Genomic DNA, 19,421 nt, shown 5'->3' on the forward strand with positions numbered 1-19,421 from the left:
TCTCGCTCATCCGGTCGATGACCCGGGGCAACATGTCGCACGTTCTCGGGGAGCAGGACGCGCGCTCTTGGTCATGGCCGCCGGTTAGCCAGGTTGACGAGCCGCTGCGCACACCACTCTGGCTGATCCGCACGCTCGCCTCGGCGCTCGCTGCGGACGAGCAGCTCAGCATCGAGCACCAGCAGCACTTCGCGCGCCAGATCGCGCGCACAGCCGAAGCGCTCGAGCAGTCGCTCGAGCAGCCCTAGCCTAAAGAGGCGATGGACATCGCCGGCCGCACCGCTCTCGTCACCGGCGCCGCCGACGGTCCGCGCCTGATCGCGGGCCGCGAGCGTCGAGTTTCTCGAGCTCTACTCGGGCAACTCCACGCTCCCGTCGGCCGGGGCCGGTTTTCGCCGCGCCGCGCTCGAGCGCGAGCATCGGCGCGCGCAGGGTGAGGTCGAGCTTGACCTCCCCTCGGCTCCGGGAAATGCGCGCTGGCCCTCGCTCGCCCGGGGTGCGGATGAACTGCGTCGTCGCCGACGCGGTCCTGCGCCTCGTCGCCGACGACGCGCTCAGCCACCAGGTGGTCGTGCTGTAGCGCGGAAGACCGCGGAGTCGGTGATCGGCTGGCGCAGGATCGCCAGCGACGCGTGCAGCGCGAGCACCACGCCCCACAGCAGGATCGTCCAGCCCGGCCAGAAGTCGCCCATGCCGGTCAGCGCCCAGATCGCGATCATCGCGATCTGGAAGACGCCGAAGACGGCGGCGTGGGTGACGAGCCCGCGCCGCCGGCGCAGCCGCAGGATCGCCGCGGCGCGCTCGTCGAGCACGACGCCGCGCTCCTCCTCACGGCGCTCGGCCACGGCCAGCTCGGCACGCACCCGCGTCCCGTGACCGACCGGGCTGAAGACGTCGAGCGTCCCGTCCAGCGCGGCGATCCGGTCCGCCAGCCCACGCAGGCCGCTCCCGCTCTCCGGGTCGGCGCCGCCACGGCCGTCATCGACGATCTCGATCACCAGCCGGTCGTCGTCGAGCGCCACGGACACCGTCGCCGACCGCGCGTCCGCGTACTTCGCCACGTTGGTCAAAGCCTCGGAGACGACGAAGTACGCGGTCGCCTCGACCGTGGGCGGGAACCGCTCCTCCAAGCCGTCGAGCACGCTCACGGGCAGCGGGCAGCGACCCGCGACGTCACGCAGCGCCGGCCCGAGGCCGCGCTCGGTGAGCACCGCGGGATGGATGCCGCGCGCGAGGTCGCGCAGCTCGCCGATCGCGTGCTGCGCCTCGTCACCCGCCTGCGAGACGAGCTCCAGAGCGTCCTCCCCCCGGCGCAGCCGCTCCTGCGCGACCCGCAGGTTCAAGGCCACGACCACGAGCCGCTGCTGCGCCCCGTCGTGCAGGTCGCGCTCGAGGCGGCGGCGTTCGGCGTCAGCGGCGGCGATGATCCGCGCCTGCGACGTACGCAGGTCGACCACGCGCGCGTTCAGCTCGACCTCGCGGCTCGTGGTCAACAGCGCGCGGGCGACCACCGCATGGATGCCGGCGAACGCGCTCAGCGCCCGCACCGAGATCGGCAGCAGCACGAGCCCCGCGGGCAGCAGCGCCAAGGCGACCGCGAAGTTCTGCACCTCGCCGGTGAACGGCGCCAGGATCAACGCGAACGGCGGCACGAGCAGCACGAGGACCGCGATCAGGTCCGCGATCGCCAGCGGGAAGTGCGCGGTCAGGTACGCGAGGTCCTTCCAGGTCGCGACGTCCGCCGTCCGCGCCAGCAGCCGCGCGAACCAGCCGCGCTCGTTGAGGACCCGGTAGGGCGACGGCAGCGGAACCCCAAGCAGGTGCCCGCACAGCCACCGCTCGAAGCGCGCCATCCAGCGCCAGAAGCCCATCATCAGCACGAGCGGCAGCCCGAGCGTGAGGATCGCGATGCCCAGGCCGACCGACAGGCCGGAGAAGATCACCGCCGAGTAGAACGTGCTCAGCGGAAGCGCGAGGACCAGATAGAGGATCCGGCGCCAGGAGGATCCATCCGTCGCCCATGCGATGAAGGCGCGGAAGGCGGGAGGGCTCGCGGTCGCCGCGCCGAGGATGCCGCGCAAGCTACCGCGCGGCGCGCCGCAAACCGGTACGGCTAGCGCCCCAAAAGCATCCGCGAAGCGATGCTTTAAGCGACCGAAGCAGCGGCGAAGCCGCTCGCGAGGATCGCCTAGGTCTTCAGGATCGCGATCGTGTTGACCGCGAAGAGAATCGAGAACACGATCGTCCAGCGGTCCAGGTTGCGCTCCATCAGCGATCCGCCCGCCGAACCGCCGGCCACACCGACGCCGAACGCGCCCGACATGCCCGCGTCCTTACCGGAGTGCAGGAGCACCAGGAAGATCACGCCGACCGCAATCGGCACCTGAATGACGCTGAGAATGGTGTGGATCATGCGGCGGACTAGGATAGCGGCGAAGCTCGCCTTGCGGGCTCGCTTCGCTGAGAGCATGGCCCAGGGGGCCAGGCTCTCGCCGTTACAAGGCCTCGGCGCGCTCGTAAACACCATCCAGCCGTTTGAGAATCTCAACGGCCTCCGCGCGCAGGGTGCGGTCAAGAGATCTCCAGTCGCCGTCGGAGAGCTTGCCGGTCCGGTGGTCGAGGTCGGCGTCGCGGATCTCGCGGTACTTGGCCTCCTTGGCGGCCTCGAGCTCGGCCAGCTCGGCCTCGAGGTTCTCATCGGCGGCACGCGCGCTTTCCCGCAGCGGCCCGGTGACGAGCAGGACCGCGCCCGCGACGACGAGCAGGATGAGGGCGAACTCCATGGCCTACGCCGGGACGCGGTCGGGTTCGCGTACTTCGGTCCCGACGCGGGCGGCGTAGCGGGCGCTGAGGTTGCGCGTCATGCCGCGCTTCGTCGGCCAGCCCGCGATGAAGCCGCCGAGCAGGACGATCAGGCCGCCGATCCAGATCCACGACACCATCGGGTTGACCTCGAACCGGAACCGGGCCGCCGGCGGGTCCTGCGCGTAGCGCGACGCCAGCCCCTTCAGTGCCAGGGCGAGGAACTCGCTCGACTGCTGCGGGGTCAGATCGTCCGCGGCCTTGTCGAAGAGCTTGTCGCCCTCGGCGATCCGCGGCTGGATCTTCACGATGTCCGGCGCGATGGCGGCCCAGACGTCGTTGTGCAGGCTGGCGTCCAGCCCGACCTCGGTCGTGGTCTCGCCGTCGAAGAAGCGCGAGACCGGGCCGAGCGTCGAGTCCTGGGACGGGAAGTAGTCCTTGGACGTGCGCAAGGGCGTGGGCGGGCCGCCGTTCTTGCTCACCGCGAGCTGGGCGCCGAACGAGATCCGCTCGAGCCGGCCGTTGGAGGCCGCGTGCAGCTCGGCGATCGGCTTGACGTACTTGATCGTGTAGTCGCCCATCTGCTTGGACTGCCCCGGGTTGAGCGCGACGTCCTGGACGTTCTTGAAGCTCGAGGACGCGGCGACGCCGACGAACAGCGTGATGATCCCGAAGTGCACGCAGTAGCCGCCGTAGCGCCGGCGGTTGCGCCGCACCAGGGAGAAGAACGCGAGCGGGACCGGCTCCCGAGACGTCGCGCGGCGGGCGCGCACGCCGCGCCAGAGCTCCTGCACGATCCCGGCGACGACGAACGCCGCCAGCGAGAACATCAAGAGCGCCGTCCACGAGCGGGTCTGCCCGAGCCCGATCAGCAGCGCCAGCACGACGAGCCCTGCCACCGCGGGCTTGCTCAGGTTGCGGCGCAGGTTCGAGCCCGTCGCGCGCCGCCACGCGATCACCGGCCCGATCCCGGTCGCCAGCACCAGCAGCAGCGCCAGCGGCACGATGAACTGCTCGTAGACGGGCGGCCCGATGTTGCGCTGGGTCCCCGTCACCGCCTCGGCGATCAGCGGGAAGAAGGTGCCCCAGAAGATCACGAAGCACATCGCGACCAGCAACAGGTTGTTGAGCAGGAAGATCGCTTCGCGCGAGAGCAGCGAGTCCAGCCGGTGCTCGGACCGCAGCGACTCCGCGCGGGTGGCCACGAGCGCGATCGACCCCGCGATCATCACCCCGATCAGGACCAGGAACGGCACGCCCAGCGTGGACGCGCCGAACGCGTGGATCGAGTTCAGCACGCCGCTGCGCACCAGGAACGTGCCGAGGATCGCCAGGACACCGGTCGCGAGCACCAGCGACACGTTCCAGATCCGCAGCATCCCGCGGCGCTCCTGGATCATCACCGAGTGCAGGAAGGCGGTCGCGGTCAGCCACGGCATCAGCGAGGCGTTCTCGACCGGGTCCCACATCCAGTAGCCGCCCCAGTCCAGCTCGTGGTAGGACCAGCGGGCGCCGAGCACGATCCCGAAGCCCAGCGCGCACCACGCCGCCAGCGTGAAGGGCCGCGTCGATCGGATCCACTCGGCGTCCAGGCGCCGCGTCACCAGTGCCGCCACCGCGAACGCGAACGGGACCGCGAACAGCGTGTAGCCCGAGTAGAGCATCGGCGGGTGGATCATCATCCCCGGGTCGCGCAGCAGCGGGTTCAGGCCCGCGCCCTCGGCGACCGGCATCGGCGACTTGATGAACGGCGACTCGGCGAAGACCAGCAGCGAGCTGAAGAACGCGCCGAAGCCGAGCAGGACGGCCTGCGCGTAGGGCGCCAGGACGCGCAGCTTGTAGCGCGTCAGGAACAGGATCAGGCTCGACCACATGCCCAGCAGGAACAGCCACAGCAGCAGCGAGCCCTCCTGTGAGGACCACATCGCCGTCAGCCGGTAGAAGAGCGGCGTCGTCGTCGAGGAGTGCGAGGCGACGGTGGCGAAATCGAAGTCCGAGTTGACGAACGCGAGCTCGAGCGTCAGGAAGGCGACCGCGGTCGCTCCCGCCATCGCGTACATCGCGCGGCGCCCGGACGCCACCCACTCACGCTTGTGGGTGTGCCCGCCGTACAGCGACGCCGCCACGCCGTACAGCGAGGCGGCGAACGCGACGATCAGGCAGGCTTGGCCCGCGATCAGCACGTCAGGTCTTGGTCGTGTCGGCCGTGAACTTCGACGGGCACTTGGTCACCAGCGAGCCGGTCTGCCCCTCGTAGACGTTGCCCTTGCGGACCACGTCGACCACGATCTCCCGGTCCGCGCGGAACGGATCCGGCAGCGAGCCCTTGTACGTGACCGGCACCGACGCCTTGCCGTTGCGGTCGCGGACGTTGAAGTACGTGACGTCGCCCTGCTGCTTGTAGCCGGCGACGACCTTCCCCACCAGCTGGTACTTCTTGCCCGGCGTGGGCGTGGCCTTCACCAGCTCGGACGGCTGGCGGGCCTCCGTGGAGGCGGAGAAGCTCGTGTAGGCGAGCGCGCCGGCCAGCAGGACGGCGGCGCTGAGGGCCACAACGAAGCGGATCGTGCGCTTGCGGGACGGGTCCACACGGGGATTATGCCGCGACGAGTCTGAGAACCGCGCTAACGAATCTCAACATCCCCATCTGAAACCTTCCGGCGAATCGGTCGTTAAAGAGGGTGAGACAATGCATTTAGCTCGCCCACTGACTCTTCCGCGCCGCCGCAACAGCACCCGCCGCGCGTCGATCCTCACCCGAGGAGCACGGCACGCCGCCGCTCCCGCTTCCCGCGAGCGCAACCAGCGCGCGAACGTCAGCCAGGACTCCGCTCTGTACTCCTGCGGGTGCGGTTACGTCTTCACGGCGGCCGTCACGACCTCCGTCGGTTGCCCGCATTGCGGCACCGACCAGGCCTGGTAGGCGCGCAGGACCTTTAGGCGCGCGCCGCGAATGTCGCGGCGATGCGTCTCATCGGCACCACACGGACCGCCGTCGCGGTGCTGCTGCTCGTGCTGGCCTCGCTGGCGCCGAGTTGGACGGGTGAGACGCCGGTCACCGCGGACGCCGTCGCCGCCGCGGCCCCCAAACGCGCACCCAAGCCGGTGAGCATCGCTTGGGGCGGCGATGTCACGCTCGGCTCCTCATACGGTAATCCACCTGACGCCGGCCGCCCGCTCCTGACGGCGGGAACCGAGGTGCTCAAGGCCGCGAACCTCGCCGCGGTCAACTACGAGGGGACCTTCGGGCCCGGTGGCGCGTCCAAGTGCGCCGGGGGCGCCAAGGACTGCTTCGCATTCCAGGCGCCGCCCGGCAATGCGAAGACGCTGCGGCGGGCCGGCGTGGACATCGTCAACCACGCCAACAACCACGCGTTCGACTACGGCGCGCTCGGCTGGCGCTCCACGCGGGACGCGCTGTCGAAGGCGAAGGTCGAGGCCACGGGCGCGCCCGGGGAGCTGAAGATCCTCAGCCGCAACGGCACCAGGGTCGCGTTCCTGGGCTTCTCTACGTACGCCTGGACGAACGCGATGGGCGACGACGCGGCGGTCGCGGCGCGGGTCAAGAGCGCGGCGGAGCAGGCCGACATCGTCGTGGCCTTCCTGCACGCGGGCGCCGAGGGCGCGGACAAGCAGCACGTCCCGCGCGGGCCGGAGCGGGCGTTCGGGGAGTTCCGGGGCGACAGCCGGCACTTCGCGCACACGGCGATCGACGCCGGGGCGGACCTGGTGCTCGGGTCGGGCCCGCACGTCCTGCGCGGGCTGGAGCTCTACAAGAACCGCCTGGTCGCGTACTCGCTCGGCAACCTCGCCGGCTGGCACAACTTCGGGACCGGCGGGCGGAGCTCGCTGAGCGCGATCATCACGGTGGCGCTCGGACCGGCGGGGCGCTTCTACGCCGCCCGGATCGCGTCGTTCAAGCTCGACGGCGCCGGCGTCCCCCATGCAGACAGGGGCCGCGGCGCCGTGAAACTCATCAAGAGCTTGAGCCGCGGCGACTTCCCCCGGAGCGATCTGAAGATCGACCGCTCCGGGTTGGTCACCGCTACAGAACGCTGACTTAGCGCAGCAGGGACAGAACGCCCTGGGGCGCCTGGTTGGCCTGCGCGAGCATGCTCGTGCCGGCCTGCTGCAGGATGTTCAGCTTCGTGAACTTCGTCATCTCCTCAGCCATGTCCACGTCGCGGATACGCGACTCGGAGGCGGTGAGGTTCTCCTGGTACGTCGCCAGGTTGTTCAGGCGATGCTCCAGACGGTTCTGCACGGCGCCGAAGGAGGCACGCGCCTTGGAGATGTCGTTGATGGCCGCGTCGATGTCGGAGACGCCGACGGACGAGAGCGAGGCACCGTCGGAAACCGCGGCGATCGAGCTGATGCCCGAGCCGCCCGAAACGGCGAACGCGCTGGCCGAGATGGTCTCGCCGTCGTTGGCGCCGACCTGGAAGTTCAGAGCCGTCGCGGAGTCCAGCAGCTTGGTGCCGTTGAACGCCGTGTCGGAACCGATCTTGCCGATTTCCGTGCTGAGCTGGGAGACCTCAGCGGCGATCGCGTCCTTGTCCTCGGTCGCGAGCGTGTCGTTGAGCGACTGGACCTTCAGGTCACGGATGCGCTGCAGCATCGAGTGAACCTCGGTCAGCGCGCCTTCCGCCGTCTGGACGAGCGAGATGCCGTCCTGGGCGTTGCGCTGGGCCTGGGCGAGGCCGCCGATCTGACCACGCATCTTCTCGGAGATGGCAAGGCCGGCAGCGTCGTCCGCAGCGCGGTTGATGCGGTAGCCGCTGGAGAGCTTCTCCATCGACTTCGAAGCGGCCGACGCCGTGGCCGTCAGCTGACGGTGGGTGTTGAACGCCTCGACGTTGTTCTGGATACGAAGGCCCATGATGCAACTCCTTGTTGATCGGGTGAAAGGGCTGGACTCGAAGCAACTCCGTGTCGCCTCTGCCGGGGTAGTCGGCAGGTCCGGATGGGCCTTTAGGGTGCTTTGGATGGCCACCGCCGATCTGACCGTCATCTCCCTCGGCCGCGCCGACGCGAGCGCCTCCGAGTACATCGCCGAGATCCAGCGCCGGCTGGCGGCGCAGGACCGCGTCCGCTACGTGCTGCACGCCATGGGCACGTCGCTGGAGGGCGAGACGGCGGACATCCTCGCCGTGGTCGGCGAGCTGCACGCGGTGCCGTTCGAGCTCGGGATCCCGCGCGTGTACACGGTGCTCAAGCTCGACGAGCGGCGCGACAAGGCGCAGACGCTCGAGGACAAAGTTGCCTCTGTGCAGCGTCTGCTCTAGCCTTCATCTCGTGTTGCAGCGCCTTCACATCACCGCCACGACCCGCTGAACGGGTTCCCGGCCGACGCGCCTGGGGCCCGCTCCGAGTCGATGCCCCGTTTGCGAACTGATGTGGAGAACCCCCGTTGTTGAAACTCACGACTGCGCGCGTGCTTGCGCAGTACCGCGGCCTCTGGCTGGTCGCGGCCCCCGATCGCGAGCCTGAGCTCGTCACCGCCCGCGGCAAGCTGCCGGTCACGCCCGTGACGGGCGATTTCGTCGGCCTCGACGAGGCCGGCTCGATCGCCGAGGTGATGCCGCGCCACGGCGTGATCGTCCGCCGCGCGCCCGGCGAGGCCGCCGACGGCCAGGTCCTGGCGGTCAACGTCGACCTCGCGCTCGTCACCGAGCCGCTACCGGACCCCAACGAGCGGCGGCTCGAGCGCTTCGCCGCGCTGGCCGGCTCCGGCGACGTGCCGGTCGCCCTCGTGCTGACCAAGTCCGACCTCGACGAGGACGGCTACATGAAGGCCGCCCAGCTCGGCCGCACGCTCGGCGTCATCGACTCGGTCGCGGTGAGCGTCCGCACCGGCGAGGGCATCGACGTCGTCCGCGGCCTGCTGGACCCGGGCGCGACCACCGTCCTGCTCGGTGCGTCGGGCACGGGCAAGTCGACGCTGATCAACACGCTGCTGGGCGAGGAGCGCCAGAAGACCGGCGAGATCCGCGCCGACGGCCGCGGCCGCCACACCACGGTCACCCGCGAGCTGCTCACGCTCCCGGGCGGCGCGTTCCTGATCGACACGCCCGGGATCCGGATCGCCGGCCTGTGGGACGGCGCGGGCGACACGTTCGCCGACGTCGAGGAGCTCGCGCTGGGCTGTCGCTTCTCCGACTGCGGCCACACCACCGAGCCCGGGTGCGCGGTTCGCGCCGCGCTGCCGCCCGAGCGGATCGAGGCGTGGCGCAAGCTTCAGGAGGAACTCGCGTCGATCGACGACCGGCGCGCCAAGTCACGAAGATGATGAGAGCGGGCGAGGGGAATCGAACCCCCATCTTTGGCTTGGGAAGCCAACGTCTTAGCCATTGGACAACGCCCGCGAAGGTCGAGAGTGTAACTGACGCGGATACCCTTCCCGCGTGCGCATGCGCATCTTCTGGCCCGTCACACTCGTCGCCGCGGCGCTCGTCGGGCTGCTCACGTACGGCGTCGTCTCGAAGGGGACGGACACGACGCTCGACGACGCCGTGGCCAAGGGCCAGCGTCCCACCGCACCGGTCAGTGCGCTGCCGTGGCTGGCGCAGCAGGGGTCCGGCTCGCTGGCGAACTACAAGGGCAAGGTCGTCGTGCTGAACGTCTGGGCCTCGTGGTGCGACCCGTGCCGCGAGGAGGTGCCGCTGCTGCAGAAGACGCACGACGCGATCGCGGCCAAGGGCGGCGTCGTGCTCGGCCTCGACACGCAGGACGCCAGCAACGCGGCGATCGGCTTCCTCAAGGAGCGCAAGGCGACCTTCCCGAGCCTGCGCGACCGCGACCGCTCCTACGGGCGCGAGTTCGGGGTCACCGGCTATCCGGAGACGTTCCTGATCGACCGCAAGGGCCGCGTCGCGGCCCTGCGGCGCTTCCCGGTGACGCAGGCGTGGCTGGACCAGGAGCTGCCGAAGTTGCTGGCGGAGAAGGCATGAGAGCCGTTCTGGTCGCGTTCGCGCTGCTGCTGGCGCTTGCCGCGCCGGCGCTCGCCGCGCCGCCGCGCGCTTCGCTCCCGGACATCGAGGACGAGGTGATGTGCGTCGAGTGCGGCACCGTGCTCGCCGTCTCGAGCTCCCCGGTCGCCAACCAGGAGCGGACGTTCATCCGCGAGCAGATCGCCGCGGGCAAGGACAAGGCGCAGATCAAGGCCGCGCTCGTAGACGAGTACGGCGAGCAGATCCTCGCCGAGCCCAAGGCGAGCGGGTTCAACGCCACGTTGTGGATCGTGCCGATCGTGATCGTGCTGCTCGCCGCCGTGGGGATCGGCGTCGCGCTGCGGCGCTGGCGCGCGACGGCGGGCGACACGCCGATCGAGACCCACCTGCCGCCGGAGCTGAGCGCCGAGGATGCCCAGCGCCTGGACGCGGAGCTGAGCCGGTGAGCGGCGGCGCCGACCCCACGATCATCGCCGCGTTCGCGGTCGGCCTGGTCTCCTTCGTCTCCCCCTGCGTGCTGCCGCTCGTGCCGGGCTACCTCTCGGCGGTGAGCGGCGTCTCGATCGTCGAGATGAAGAGCGGCGAGCGCAGCCTGCTGAAGATCCTGCTGCCCGCGATCGTCTTCTGCCTCTCCTTCACGGCGATCTTCGTCGCGCTGGGCATGACCGCCACCGGCCTCGGCTCGACGCTGCAGGACTCGCGCGCGACGCTCGACAAGATCGCGGGCGCGATCATCGTCGCGCTCGGCATCTTCTTCCTGGCCACGCCCTTCGTCCCGCGCCTGAACCGCGACTGGCGCCCGGACGCGCTGATCAGCCGCGCCGGCTCCGGCGGCCCGATCGTCGCCGGCGCCGCGTTCGCGGTCGCCTGGACGCCCTGCATCGGCCCCACGCTGGGCGCGATCCTCAACGTCGCGGCGACGCAGGACACCGTCGGCAAGGGCGGCGTGCTGCTCGCGTTCTACTCCCTCGGGCTCGCGGTGCCGTTCCTTTTGACGGCGGTCGCCTTCACCCGCATGACCAGCGCGTTCCGGGTGCTGCGCGACCACTACCTCCTGATCACCTGGATCTCCGGCCTGATCCTGGTGACGATGGGCATCCTGCTCTTCACCGGCGAGCTCGCCGTGCTCAACATCAAGGCCCAGGCCTGGCTCGACGACCTGGGCCTGAACTTCTTCAAGAGCGTTTGACGACCTTGAGCGTCTCGCTCATCGTCGTCGGGTGGATCAGGCACGTCAGCCGGTAGGTGCCCGGGACGGTGGGCGTGAAGGAGTAGGTGCCGCCGAACTGGCCGAGGTAGTTGGAGGAGAAGCCGCGCGGGCCGTTGGCGACGGTCACGCTGTGCGGCTCGGCGCCGCCGAAGTTCCAGGTCACCCGCTGGCCGACCTTCGAGGTCAGGCGCTGCGGCTTGAACCAGCGGTCGCCGATCGGCACCTCGCCGCCGCTGTAGGTCTTCCAGGACCCGGTCGGCTTCGCCAGCTGCGGCACCACCCGGTCGTAGACGAACGGCGCCGTCTGGTCGTACTTCGCGGGTTTGAACACCTCGCGCAGGTCGGTCGGCATCGGCGCGCAGGCGGTGAGACTGTCGTCGCGGACCAGCTGCAGGACCCAGAAGCCCATCGCGGCGACGTGGAGATTCACGTTGGAGTGGTAGGCGGCGCGCTCGAGGGTCTCCCCCGCGGCGATCGGGATGCCCTGGTCTGAGTGGAAGGTGCCGTTGGCGATCGGCCCGGGCTCGTGCAGGATCGGGCGGATCGTGTTGTAGATGTTGTCCGGCGTGCCGTAGTAGGCCTTGGCGTCCATCAGCGTGCGCCCGCAGGTGACGCTCGAGAGCGTCTGGTGCGTCGCGCCGCCGTGATGGTGGGAGGCGCCGCCGATGATCCGGGCGCCGAACGGCGCCGTCCACCGCGAGCGGTCCACGAACTCCGAGCCCGGCTTCCCGCCGCCGGGGACGTCGTAGGACATGCCGTTGCCGAGGTGGCGGCAGTCGCCGATCGAGACCGGGTACAGCGGCGTGCGCGGCTCGGTCGTGTACCAGATGCGGGTGCGGACGTAGAAGCGCTTGGTCTGCTTGTAGTGGTTCATGACCATCGCGGTCAGCGTCCACTCCGGCGCGGTGCCGGCGGCCGTCACGTTGTGGACGCCGTAGAGCGCCCGCTGCTCGGGCGGCCAGGCGGCGTCGAAGCGCCCGTTGGGGTGCTCCTCCCCACGCCCGCTCAGGAAGTCCCCGCCGAGGCACCCGCCGGGGCCGGGATCCACCCGCCCGCGGGTGTAGTAGAGGAAGTGGTGGACCATCATCTTCGACACCGGGAGCGGCTTGGCGTCGGGGTCCTTGCTATCGACCAGCGCCTGCTCCTGGAAGCCGAGCACGTAGCCCGGCTCCTTCGGCGCGCCCACGCCGTCGGCCTTGAGCACGACGGTCGTGGACTTGTGGACGTAGGGCTCGGAGTCGATCGGCGGCGAGTAGAGCGTCAGGAGCTGCTCCTCGGCGCGCGCGGGCGCCGCGAACACCAGCAGCGCCGCGACGACCCCGAGCAGGAGCTTCATCGCGCCATCGCCGCACGCAACGCGTCGAACTCGCCGGAATTCAGGCTGACCGAGACGAGATCGTCCACGGTCCCCGCGTAGAGCACGACGTACCCGCCGTCGATGTACCCACCCACCAGGTGCGGTCCCTGCACCCGGGTCGCGCGCTTCTCGGTGGCGATGATCTCGAACGTCTCCGCGCAGGTGCGCAGCTGTGAGGCGGGAACGCACACGCATCGCGGTCCATTGCACAGGATCAGCCCCCGGTTGTCCACGTGGACGTAGGGGTTGGGTACGCGTGCCTGGACCGTCAACGACGTCGTAGCGTCGAGCATCTACATGGCCTCCGGAGCTGAGACGCCGAGCAGCCCGAGCGCGGCGGCGAGTGTTTTCTGGGATGCGACGCAGAGGGCGAGCCGGAAGGCCCGCAGCTCCGCGTCTTGTTCTTTGAGGACCGGCGAGTCGCGATAGAACGCGGCGAAGGCCTGCCCGAGCTCCAGTGCGTAGCCGGCGATCCGGTGCGGCGCGCGCCGCTCGGTCGCCTCGCGCACCTCCGGGGGGAAGCTGAGCAGCTTGCGGATCAGCTCGCGCTCGGAGGCGTTGAGCGCGAGGCCGCTGCCTTCGCTCACGAGCGCGGCTTCGACCTCCGCGGCGTCCGCGTTGCGCAGGATCGACGCGATCCGCGCATGCGCGTACTGCACGTAGTAGACCGGGTTCTCGGCGTCCTGCTTGGCCGCCAGCTCCAGGTCGAGGTCGATCGTGGACTCGTGCGAGCGGCTGATCATGAACCAGCGGGTGGCGTCGACGCCGATCGTCTCGAGTAGCTCGTCGAGCGTGACGAAGTCCCCGCGGCGCTTGGACATCTTCGCCTTCTCGCCGCCCTCGACCACGTGGACGAACTGCAGGATCGGGATCTCCAGCCGCCCGGGCTCGTGCCCGAGCGCCTCCATCACGCCCTTCATCCGGCCGATGTAGCCGTGGTGGTCGGCGCCGAGCACGTCGATCAGGCGGTCATACCCGCGCTGGACCTTGTTCTCGTGGTAGGCGACGTCGGCCGCGAAGTAGGTCGGGGCGCCGGTCGAGCGCTTGAGCACCCGGTCCTTGTCGTCGCCGTACTCGGTGGTGCGCATCCACAGCGCGCCCTCGGACTCGTAGGAGTGCCCTTGCTCCTTAAGCAGCTCGAACGCGACCGCGATCGGCGAAGGGTCGCCGTCGTAGACGCTGCCTTCGAGGAAGTAGGAGTCGAACTCGACGCGGTAGGCGGCGAGCGTCGCGCGGATGCTCTCCATGATCAGCGCCGAGGCCACGGCGCCGAGCTCCTCGGCGGTCTTCTCGGCCGCGCCCGGGATGCGGGCGGCGATCTCGGTGACGTAGTCGCCCTGGTAGCCGTCCTCGGGCACCGGTTCGTGGCGGGCGCGGGCGCGCACGGAGGCGCCGAGCTTGTCGACCTGCGAGCCGGCGTTGTTGAAGTAGTACTCGCGGGTGACGGTGTTGCCGCTCAGTTCCAGCAGGCGCGCGAGCGCGTCGCCGTAAGCGGCATGGCGGCCGGATGCCGCGGTCAGCGGGCCGGTCGGGTTGGCCGAGACGAACTCGACGATCACCTTCTCGGGATGCTCCGGCGTCCCGCGGCCCCACTCGTCGCCCGCCGCGACGATCTGCCGCGCCGCGGCGACGTACCACGCGTCGGCCAGGAAGACGTTGAGGAAGCCCGGTCCCGCGACCTCGACGTGATCGACCGCCTCCCCCAGCCGCGCGGTCAGCTTCGCCCCGAGGCGCTCGGCGATCTCCCGCGGCGGCGCGCCCAGCGCGGGCGCCAGCAGCATCGCGGCGTTGGTCGAGTAGTCGCCGAATCCGGCCTTCTTCGGGCGCTCCAGGCTCGCGCGCGCCTTGGGCGCGGCGTTGCCGTTGCGGAGGTCCCCCGCGGCCGCCTCGACCGCGGCCCGGAGTTCGTCGATGGGATGCACGCGGCTAATGATGGTACGGCTCATTGGCCAGGATCTTGTGCGCTCGATACAGCTGCTCCATAAGCACCACGCGGGCGAGCAGGTGCGGGAGCGTCGCCGGGCCGAAGCTCAGCTTGTGATCGGCGTGGGCGAGCTCGGTCCCGAACGCGCCGCCGATCACGAAGCAGACGTCGCGGCCCGCCTGGCGGCGCTCCTCCAGCCAGCCCGAGAACGCCTCGGACGAGTACGCCCGGCCGCGGCTGTCGAGCAGGCACACCCACGCGCGCTCGGGAATCCGCCGCTGCAAGGCCTCGTCGTCTGAGACCTCGATCACGTCCACGCGGGCATAACGCGAGAGCAGCTTCGCGTAGTGCTCGAGGTCATCGAGGTACGGCGGACGCGCTTTACCGACTGCGACCACGAAATAGCGCACGAAGTGGGATGCTAGGTGGCATGGACTCCGGCGAGCGCGAGCGGCACTTCAACCTGCACACGACGCCGGAGGTGATGGCGGGCGTGTATGCGAACTTCGCGACGGTCTCGCACTCCGACTACGAGTTCACGCTCACGTTCTCGCGCGTGGACCACGAGGTGGACGAGGACGAGGTCCCGGGCGTGGTCGTCACCCGCGTGTCGATGTCTCCGCAGGCGATGCGCGAGCTGATGGACGCCATGGACGACAACTGGTCCAAGTGGCGCACGACGGAAGGCATCAAGGGCCTTCCGGAGATCAAGGACCGGCCGGACTTCTCCTGAAGGCGAGCGCCTGCCCGATCCGCTCCATCGTGGGCGGGTGGGTGCCCATGACGATCTGCTGCCAGCGCGGCGGCTCGGGATCGCCGACGTTCTGCAGCGTGATCCGGCGCTCGAAGCCGACCATCGCGTCCGGCTCGTGGGTCAGGTCCAGCGCGAACGCGTCGGCGCGGCGCTCGACCGCCCGCGAGAGCTGATTGGAGACCGTGGTGATGGCGGGAGCGATGATCGCGAGGCTCAGCGCGACCGCGGGGACGGCGGTGGCCCCCGGGCGGGTGAGCTGCTCGGAGCCGCGGGCGACGGCCAGCGTCGCGAAGGGCGCCACCAGCGTGAGCCAGAGCAGGCCGTGCTGGACGTCCTTGTGGCGGACGTGGCCGAGCTCGTGGGCGACGACCAGCCGCGTCTCCGCGGGCGTGAAGTCCTTCAGCAGCGTGTCGTAGAGGACGACGCGCTTGGTGTGGCCGATGCCGGTCACGTAGGCGTTCGCGGCGGTGGTGCGCGTCGAGGCGTCGACCTCGTACACCTCACCCACCTCGACGCCGGCCTTCTTGGCCAGCTGCAGGACGTCCGCGCGGGTGTCGCCGGCGGGCAGCGGGGTGAACGTGTTGAACACGGGGTCGAGCACGACCGGGCCGAGGTAGGTGAAGACGAGCGCGAAGCCCGCGACCGCCGCGGCCCCGGGCGCCCACCAATCGCGTCCGAAGCGGCGCAGGCCGACGACGATCAGCGCGCCGCCGGCGGCCGACATCGCGCCCCCGATGGCGGCGCCCTTGGCGACGTCGACGGCCCACCCACCCCACGACTGCGTGACCAGGCCGACGTGCTTGGCCCGCTCGCGGCTCGCCGCGCGGACCGGGAGCGCGACGACGGTGGTGGTCAGCGTGATGGCCACCGCGGTCGCCGCGCCCGTCAGCACCGGGCGGCGGCCTTCGCGGGGCGCGAGCCGCACCGCGCCCACCAGCACGGCCAATTCCAGCGCCGTTCGCGCCCCGTAGAGCCAGAGCTGGCCGGTGCGGAACGTCGTTGCGCGCTCAAGCTCGGCCGCGCTGAAGTAGGCTCGCGCCTCCACGTGTTCGACGGGGAACCGCTCCTTTGGCCGCAGGAGCAAGACGGCCGCCTCCGCGACGACCAGCGCGGTGACGACTGCGGCAGGCAGGCCCAACCTTCGCGGCACCGAATAGACGCTACGCCATGCAGGTCGCCATCTGCACCGACATCCACGGAAACCGCCACGCGTTCGAGGCGGTGATCGCCGCCGCCGAGCAGGCCGGAGCGGAGGAACTGTGGTGCCTCGGCGACCTTGTGGGATATGGCGCGGAGCCGGACGCCTGCGTCGCGCTGGCCGCCGAGCACGCCGCGATCTGCCTCGCCGGCAACCACGATCTCGCGGTCGTCGAGGTGCTCTCGCTGGACGACTTCTCGCGCGGGGCCGCGCTCGCCGCGCGCTGGACGCAGGAGGTGATCTCCGACGAGACCCGCCAGTTCCTGCTCAGCCTGTCGCCGGCGGGTCAAGGCGAGGGGTTCGGCCTCTTTCACGCCTCCCCCCGCGACCCGATCTGGGAGTACGTGCTCAGCGGTCTCACCGCCGAGCTCTGCTTCGACTCGACCGACTTCCGCGTGTCGTTCATCGGTCACTCGCACGTCGCGCTGTCGTTCCATCGCCCGGAGGGCTTCCCGGCGGCGGGATCGACCCAGCGCGAGGGCATTGAGCTCGATCTCACACAAGGCGACTGGCTGATCAACCCGGGGTCCACCGGCCAGCCCCGCGACGGCGACCCCCGCGCCGCCTGGCTGCTGCTCGACACCCAGCGTCAGGTGTGCACCTACCAGCGGGCGGAGTACGACATCGCGGGCGCGCAGGCCGCGATCCGCGCGGCCCGGCTCCCGGACTCGCTGGCCGAGCGACTCCAGTACGGGCAGTAACCTGGACTTTTTGATGAGACGCCTGCCGCTCCTCGTCCTGGTCGTCGCTGTGTTGGCGGGCTGCGGACAGTCGAATCCCGATCTGATCCCCCAGAGCAACGCTCAGGCGCTGCAGGAGACCGCCGACAAGATCGAGGCGGCGTGCACCGCGGAGGACCGCAGCGAGGCGCGGGCTCAGGTCCGCTCCGTGCAGCGCCAGCTCGATCAGCTCCCGCGGGCGGTCGACGCGAAGCTCAAACAGAACCTCGAGGACTGGATCACGCGAATCCAGAGCCGGATCACCGAGGACTGCCGCGCCGAGGAGACGCCGACGCCGACCGTGACGGAGACCTCGACGCCGACCGCCACGGAGACGGCCACCGAGACCGCGACGCCGACGGAGACCGCAACGGCCACCGCGACCGCCACGGCGACGGCGACCGCGACGGCCACCCCGACCGCGACCGAGTCGGCGGCACCCACGGAGGCGCCCGCCGACACCGCGACCCCGGAGCCCCCGCGCTGATGGCGACCGAGCAGCTCTTCGCCGATCGCTACCGCCTGGAGCGCCGGCTCGGCGTGGGTGGCATGGCCACCGTGCAGCTCGCGTTCGACACGCGCCTGGAGCGCAACGTCGCGGTCAAGCTGCTGGCCGAGCATCTGGCCGAGGACTCGAGCTTCGTGTCGCGCTTCCGCCGCGAGGCGCTGGCCGCCGCGCGGCTCGTGCACCCGAACATCGTCCAGGTCTTCGACTTCGGCACCGACGTGCACTCCGGTCGCCAGTTCATCGTCATGGAGTACGTCGACGGCCACTCCTGCGCGGAGCTGCTGCGCGACAACGGGCCGATGTCCCCGCGCGACGCGGTCGAGATCCTCACCCAGGCGTGCCGCGGGCTGGACTACGCCCACCGCAACGGCGTCGTGCACCGGGACGTCAAGCCGGGCAACCTGATGGTCAACACCGACGGCGTGGTCAAGCTGGCCGACTTCGGCATCGCCAAGGCCGCCGAGCAGTCCGACATCACGAAGGTCGGCTCGGTGCTGGGCACGGCGGCGTATTTGTCGCCCGAGCAGGCGCGGGGCGAACCGGCCGGCCCCGCGTCGGACATGTACGCGCTGGGCGTCGTCTCATACCAGCTGATGGCGGGACGGCTGCCGTATGAGGCCGCCTCTTTGACCGATCTCGCGCGGCTGCAGGAGAGCGCTCCGCCGCCGCGGTTGTCCGACGAGGTGCGCGACGTGCCGCCCGCGCTGGCCGCCGCCGTGGCGCGCGCGCTGGCACGGGACCCCGCGCGCCGCTATGAGGACGCGGCCGAGATGGAGGACGCGCTGCGCGACGGCCTCGCGGGCATCGGCTACACCGAGGGCCTGGACTCGACCCGCGCGTTGCCGGAGGAGGACGCGACGCGGATGCTGCCGCCGACCGGCACCGTGCCGCGCGCTCGCCGTCCGCTGCAGCCGGTGATCGAGGACCCGCCCCCGCCGCGCCGGGCCGCACCGTCGCGCCGGCAGGCGCCGCCGCCGAAGAAGCAGTCGGGCGGTGCCGGGAAGTGGGTGGCGCTGGTCCTGGTGATCGTGATCGTCGTCGCGGGCGCGATCGGCTATCAGGCGCTCAACAACTCCGGTTCCAAGCAGGTCCAGCTCAACGAGAAGGTCGGCGGGTCCGTCGACGACGCCGTCCAGTCCTTCAAGGACCTGATCGACAACAACACCCGCTGACCACGGCGATGCGGATCGTCGTCGGCAGCGCGTAGCCACCGCCGGCGACCCGGTGCCGCTCGGCGAGCTCGGCCAGGCGGGCGCGCACGCCGTCGCGCTGGGCGGGTGTCGCGGCGGCGAGTCTTGCGGCGGTGCGCACCGTGCCGCCGCGCACGCCGTCCCAGAGCTCGTCGAGGCTGTCGATGCGCAGCGTCTCGTGGAGGTCGGTGACGGTCCCGCCGATCAGCCGCGCGAGCTCGCCGGCGTCGGTGAACCGCAGCGAGTCCGGGCCCGGCGGGATCGCGGCGTCGAGGTCTTGTGCGGCGGCGGCCGCGAGGCCGAGCAGCGCGACCTCCTCCTCGGGTCCCCACATCGCCAGCGCGACGCCGCGGGCGACGCGTTGCAGCTCCGCCGCCGCTCGTTCCGGATGCGGGAGGTGGTTGACGATGAACGCGCCGAGCGCGACGTCGAACGCGCCGTCGGCGAACGGCAGCGCCTCCGCGTCGGCCTGCACGAACGCGATCTCCGGGTGCCGGCGGCGCGCCTCGGCGAGCATGCCGGCGGCGAGATCGACGCCGGTGACGTTCGCGCCGCGCGCGGCCGCGGCGGCGGCGAGCGTCCCGAGCCCGCACCCGACGTCGAGCACGCGTGTGCCGCGGCCGATGCGCGCGGCGTCGAGCAGCGGTTCGATCGCGAGCGCGGTCGCCCGCGCCATCAGCGCGTCGTACGTCCCCGCGCGGGCGGACCAGCCGTCGGCCTCGAACGCCTTGAAGGCCGCGCCGTCGCTGCCGGCGACCGCGTCGCCGCCCGCCGCCGCGTCGCCGCCGGCCGCCGCGTCGCCGCCGGCC

24 protein-coding genes and 1 tRNA gene are annotated in these 19,421 nt (G+C 70.8%); 12 read left to right on the top strand and 13 right to left on the bottom strand.

All coding sequences use genetic code 11. The features are described from left to right. Positions 1-32 precede the first annotated feature (32 nt). Positions 33-248, top strand: a complete 216-nt coding sequence (locus OM076_RS35285) for a hypothetical protein (RefSeq protein ID WP_270044870.1) — start codon at positions 33-35, stop codon at positions 246-248. Between the two features lie 306 nt (positions 249-554). On the opposite strand, the gene OM076_RS35290 is transcribed toward OM076_RS35285, so the two are convergent. The 5 genes from OM076_RS35290 to OM076_RS35310 form a co-directional block, all read right to left on the bottom strand. Then, positions 555-2,081: a sensor domain-containing protein gene (locus tag OM076_RS35290; protein ID WP_270044871.1), complete on the bottom strand. Its 1,527-nt coding sequence runs from the start codon at positions 2,079-2,081 to the stop codon at positions 555-557. A 107-nt stretch (positions 2,082-2,188) separates the two neighbouring features. After that, complete coding sequence (gene secG, locus OM076_RS35295) at positions 2,189-2,413, bottom strand: preprotein translocase subunit SecG (RefSeq protein ID WP_270044872.1); 225 nt, start codon at positions 2,411-2,413, stop codon at positions 2,189-2,191. Between the two features lie 82 nt (positions 2,414-2,495). After that, a complete protein-coding gene (locus OM076_RS35300) occupies positions 2,496-2,783 on the bottom strand; it encodes a hypothetical protein (protein WP_270044873.1) in 288 nt (95 codons plus the stop codon). Positions 2,784-2,786: 3 nt separating this feature from the next. Further along, complete coding sequence (locus tag OM076_RS35305) at positions 2,787-4,985, bottom strand: heme lyase CcmF/NrfE family subunit (RefSeq protein WP_270044874.1); 2,199 nt, start codon at positions 4,983-4,985, stop codon at positions 2,787-2,789. Between the two features lies 1 nt (position 4,986). After that, positions 4,987-5,391, bottom strand: a complete 405-nt coding sequence (locus tag OM076_RS35310) for a cytochrome c maturation protein CcmE domain-containing protein (RefSeq protein WP_270044875.1) — start codon at positions 5,389-5,391, stop codon at positions 4,987-4,989. A gap of 100 nt (positions 5,392-5,491) precedes the next feature. Here OM076_RS35310 and OM076_RS35315 point away from each other — a divergent pair, with 100 nt between their 5' ends. Beyond that, positions 5,492-5,725, top strand: coding sequence for a hypothetical protein (locus tag OM076_RS35315; RefSeq protein WP_270044876.1), 234 nt, complete (start codon positions 5,492-5,494; stop codon positions 5,723-5,725). Positions 5,726-5,766: 41 nt separating this feature from the next. Further along, on the top strand, positions 5,767-6,861 hold the full coding sequence (locus OM076_RS35320; protein ID WP_270044877.1) for a CapA family protein: 1,095 nt from the start codon (positions 5,767-5,769) through the stop codon (positions 6,859-6,861). A 1-nt stretch (position 6,862) separates the two neighbouring features. On the opposite strand, the gene OM076_RS35325 is transcribed toward OM076_RS35320, so the two are convergent. Further along, positions 6,863-7,681 (bottom strand): flagellin N-terminal helical domain-containing protein, encoded by an 819-nt coding sequence (locus OM076_RS35325; protein ID WP_270044878.1) that lies wholly within the window; start codon positions 7,679-7,681, stop codon positions 6,863-6,865. A 106-nt stretch (positions 7,682-7,787) separates the two neighbouring features. Between OM076_RS35325 and OM076_RS35330 the strand changes: the two genes are divergently transcribed. Then, on the top strand, positions 7,788-8,087 hold the full coding sequence (locus OM076_RS35330) for an MTH1187 family thiamine-binding protein (protein WP_270044879.1): 300 nt from the start codon (positions 7,788-7,790) through the stop codon (positions 8,085-8,087). A gap of 128 nt (positions 8,088-8,215) precedes the next feature. Continuing rightward, positions 8,216-9,091, top strand: coding sequence for a ribosome small subunit-dependent GTPase A (rsgA, locus tag OM076_RS35335; RefSeq protein ID WP_270044880.1), 876 nt, complete (start codon positions 8,216-8,218; stop codon positions 9,089-9,091). Positions 9,092-9,095: 4 nt separating this feature from the next. On the opposite strand, the gene OM076_RS35340 is transcribed toward rsgA, so the two are convergent. Then, positions 9,096-9,167, bottom strand: a tRNA-Gly gene (locus OM076_RS35340). A 45-nt stretch (positions 9,168-9,212) separates the two neighbouring features. On the opposite strand from OM076_RS35340, the gene OM076_RS35345 reads away from it, so the two are divergent. The 3 genes from OM076_RS35345 to OM076_RS35355 are packed head-to-tail and all read left to right on the top strand — an operon-like array spanning position 9,213 to position 10,941. Continuing rightward, positions 9,213-9,752 carry a TlpA family protein disulfide reductase gene (locus OM076_RS35345; protein WP_270044881.1) on the top strand — a complete coding sequence of 180 codons (540 nt, stop codon included), beginning with the start codon at positions 9,213-9,215 and terminating at the stop codon, positions 9,750-9,752. After that, positions 9,749-10,198 carry a cytochrome c-type biogenesis protein gene (locus tag OM076_RS35350; protein WP_270044882.1) on the top strand — a complete coding sequence of 150 codons (450 nt, stop codon included), beginning with the start codon at positions 9,749-9,751 and terminating at the stop codon, positions 10,196-10,198. The genes OM076_RS35345 and OM076_RS35350 overlap by 4 nt, the downstream gene beginning before the upstream one ends. Beyond that, complete coding sequence (locus tag OM076_RS35355; protein ID WP_270044883.1) at positions 10,195-10,941, top strand: cytochrome c biogenesis CcdA family protein; 747 nt, start codon at positions 10,195-10,197, stop codon at positions 10,939-10,941. The genes OM076_RS35350 and OM076_RS35355 overlap by 4 nt, the downstream gene beginning before the upstream one ends. On the opposite strand, the gene OM076_RS35360 is transcribed toward OM076_RS35355, so the two are convergent. Genes OM076_RS35360 through OM076_RS35375 form a run of 4 tightly spaced genes read right to left on the bottom strand, consistent with a single transcriptional unit; the run spans position 10,928 to position 14,653 of the window. Continuing rightward, complete coding sequence (locus OM076_RS35360) at positions 10,928-12,298, bottom strand: hypothetical protein (protein ID WP_270044884.1); 1,371 nt, start codon at positions 12,296-12,298, stop codon at positions 10,928-10,930. The two genes, OM076_RS35355 and OM076_RS35360, sit on opposite strands and share 14 nt — an antisense overlap. After that, positions 12,295-12,612: a hypothetical protein gene (locus tag OM076_RS35365; protein ID WP_270044885.1), complete on the bottom strand. Its 318-nt coding sequence runs from the start codon at positions 12,610-12,612 to the stop codon at positions 12,295-12,297. Before OM076_RS35365 ends, OM076_RS35360 begins: the two co-directional genes overlap by 4 nt. Then, positions 12,613-14,241 carry an arginine--tRNA ligase gene (gene argS, locus OM076_RS35370; protein ID WP_270044886.1) on the bottom strand — a complete coding sequence of 543 codons (1,629 nt, stop codon included), beginning with the start codon at positions 14,239-14,241 and terminating at the stop codon, positions 12,613-12,615. It lies immediately after the preceding gene. A 4-nt stretch (positions 14,242-14,245) separates the two neighbouring features. Continuing rightward, positions 14,246-14,653 (bottom strand): 23S rRNA (pseudouridine(1915)-N(3))-methyltransferase RlmH, encoded by a 408-nt coding sequence (locus OM076_RS35375; protein ID WP_270044887.1) that lies wholly within the window; start codon positions 14,651-14,653, stop codon positions 14,246-14,248. Positions 14,654-14,673: 20 nt separating this feature from the next. Between OM076_RS35375 and OM076_RS35380 the strand changes: the two genes are divergently transcribed. Beyond that, positions 14,674-14,976, top strand: a complete 303-nt coding sequence (locus tag OM076_RS35380; RefSeq protein ID WP_270044888.1) for a DUF3467 domain-containing protein — start codon at positions 14,674-14,676, stop codon at positions 14,974-14,976. On the opposite strand, the gene OM076_RS35385 is transcribed toward OM076_RS35380, so the two are convergent. Next, positions 14,951-16,147, bottom strand: a complete 1,197-nt coding sequence (locus OM076_RS35385) for a M48 family metalloprotease (protein ID WP_270044889.1) — start codon at positions 16,145-16,147, stop codon at positions 14,951-14,953. The genes OM076_RS35380 and OM076_RS35385 overlap by 26 nt on opposite strands. Before the next feature lie 17 nt (positions 16,148-16,164). On the opposite strand from OM076_RS35385, the gene OM076_RS35390 reads away from it, so the two are divergent. From OM076_RS35390 to OM076_RS35400, 3 genes are read left to right on the top strand one after another with little or no spacing between them, the layout of a single operon-like run. Next, the gene (locus tag OM076_RS35390) at positions 16,165-16,896 is read left to right on the top strand and encodes a metallophosphoesterase family protein (protein ID WP_270044890.1); all 732 of its coding nucleotides are present in this window, start codon (positions 16,165-16,167) and stop codon (positions 16,894-16,896) included. A 13-nt stretch (positions 16,897-16,909) separates the two neighbouring features. Beyond that, complete coding sequence (locus OM076_RS35395) at positions 16,910-17,401, top strand: hypothetical protein (RefSeq protein ID WP_270044891.1); 492 nt, start codon at positions 16,910-16,912, stop codon at positions 17,399-17,401. After that, positions 17,401-18,594, top strand: coding sequence for a protein kinase domain-containing protein (locus OM076_RS35400; RefSeq protein ID WP_270044892.1), 1,194 nt, complete (start codon positions 17,401-17,403; stop codon positions 18,592-18,594). Before OM076_RS35395 ends, OM076_RS35400 begins: the two co-directional genes overlap by 1 nt. Here the strand turns inward: OM076_RS35400 and OM076_RS35405 are convergent. Next, the coding region (locus OM076_RS35405; protein ID WP_270044893.1) for a class I SAM-dependent methyltransferase at positions 18,563-19,421 on the bottom strand (859 nt) is incomplete at its 5' end. The genes OM076_RS35400 and OM076_RS35405 overlap by 32 nt on opposite strands.

The organism is Solirubrobacter ginsenosidimutans, assembly GCF_027587205.1.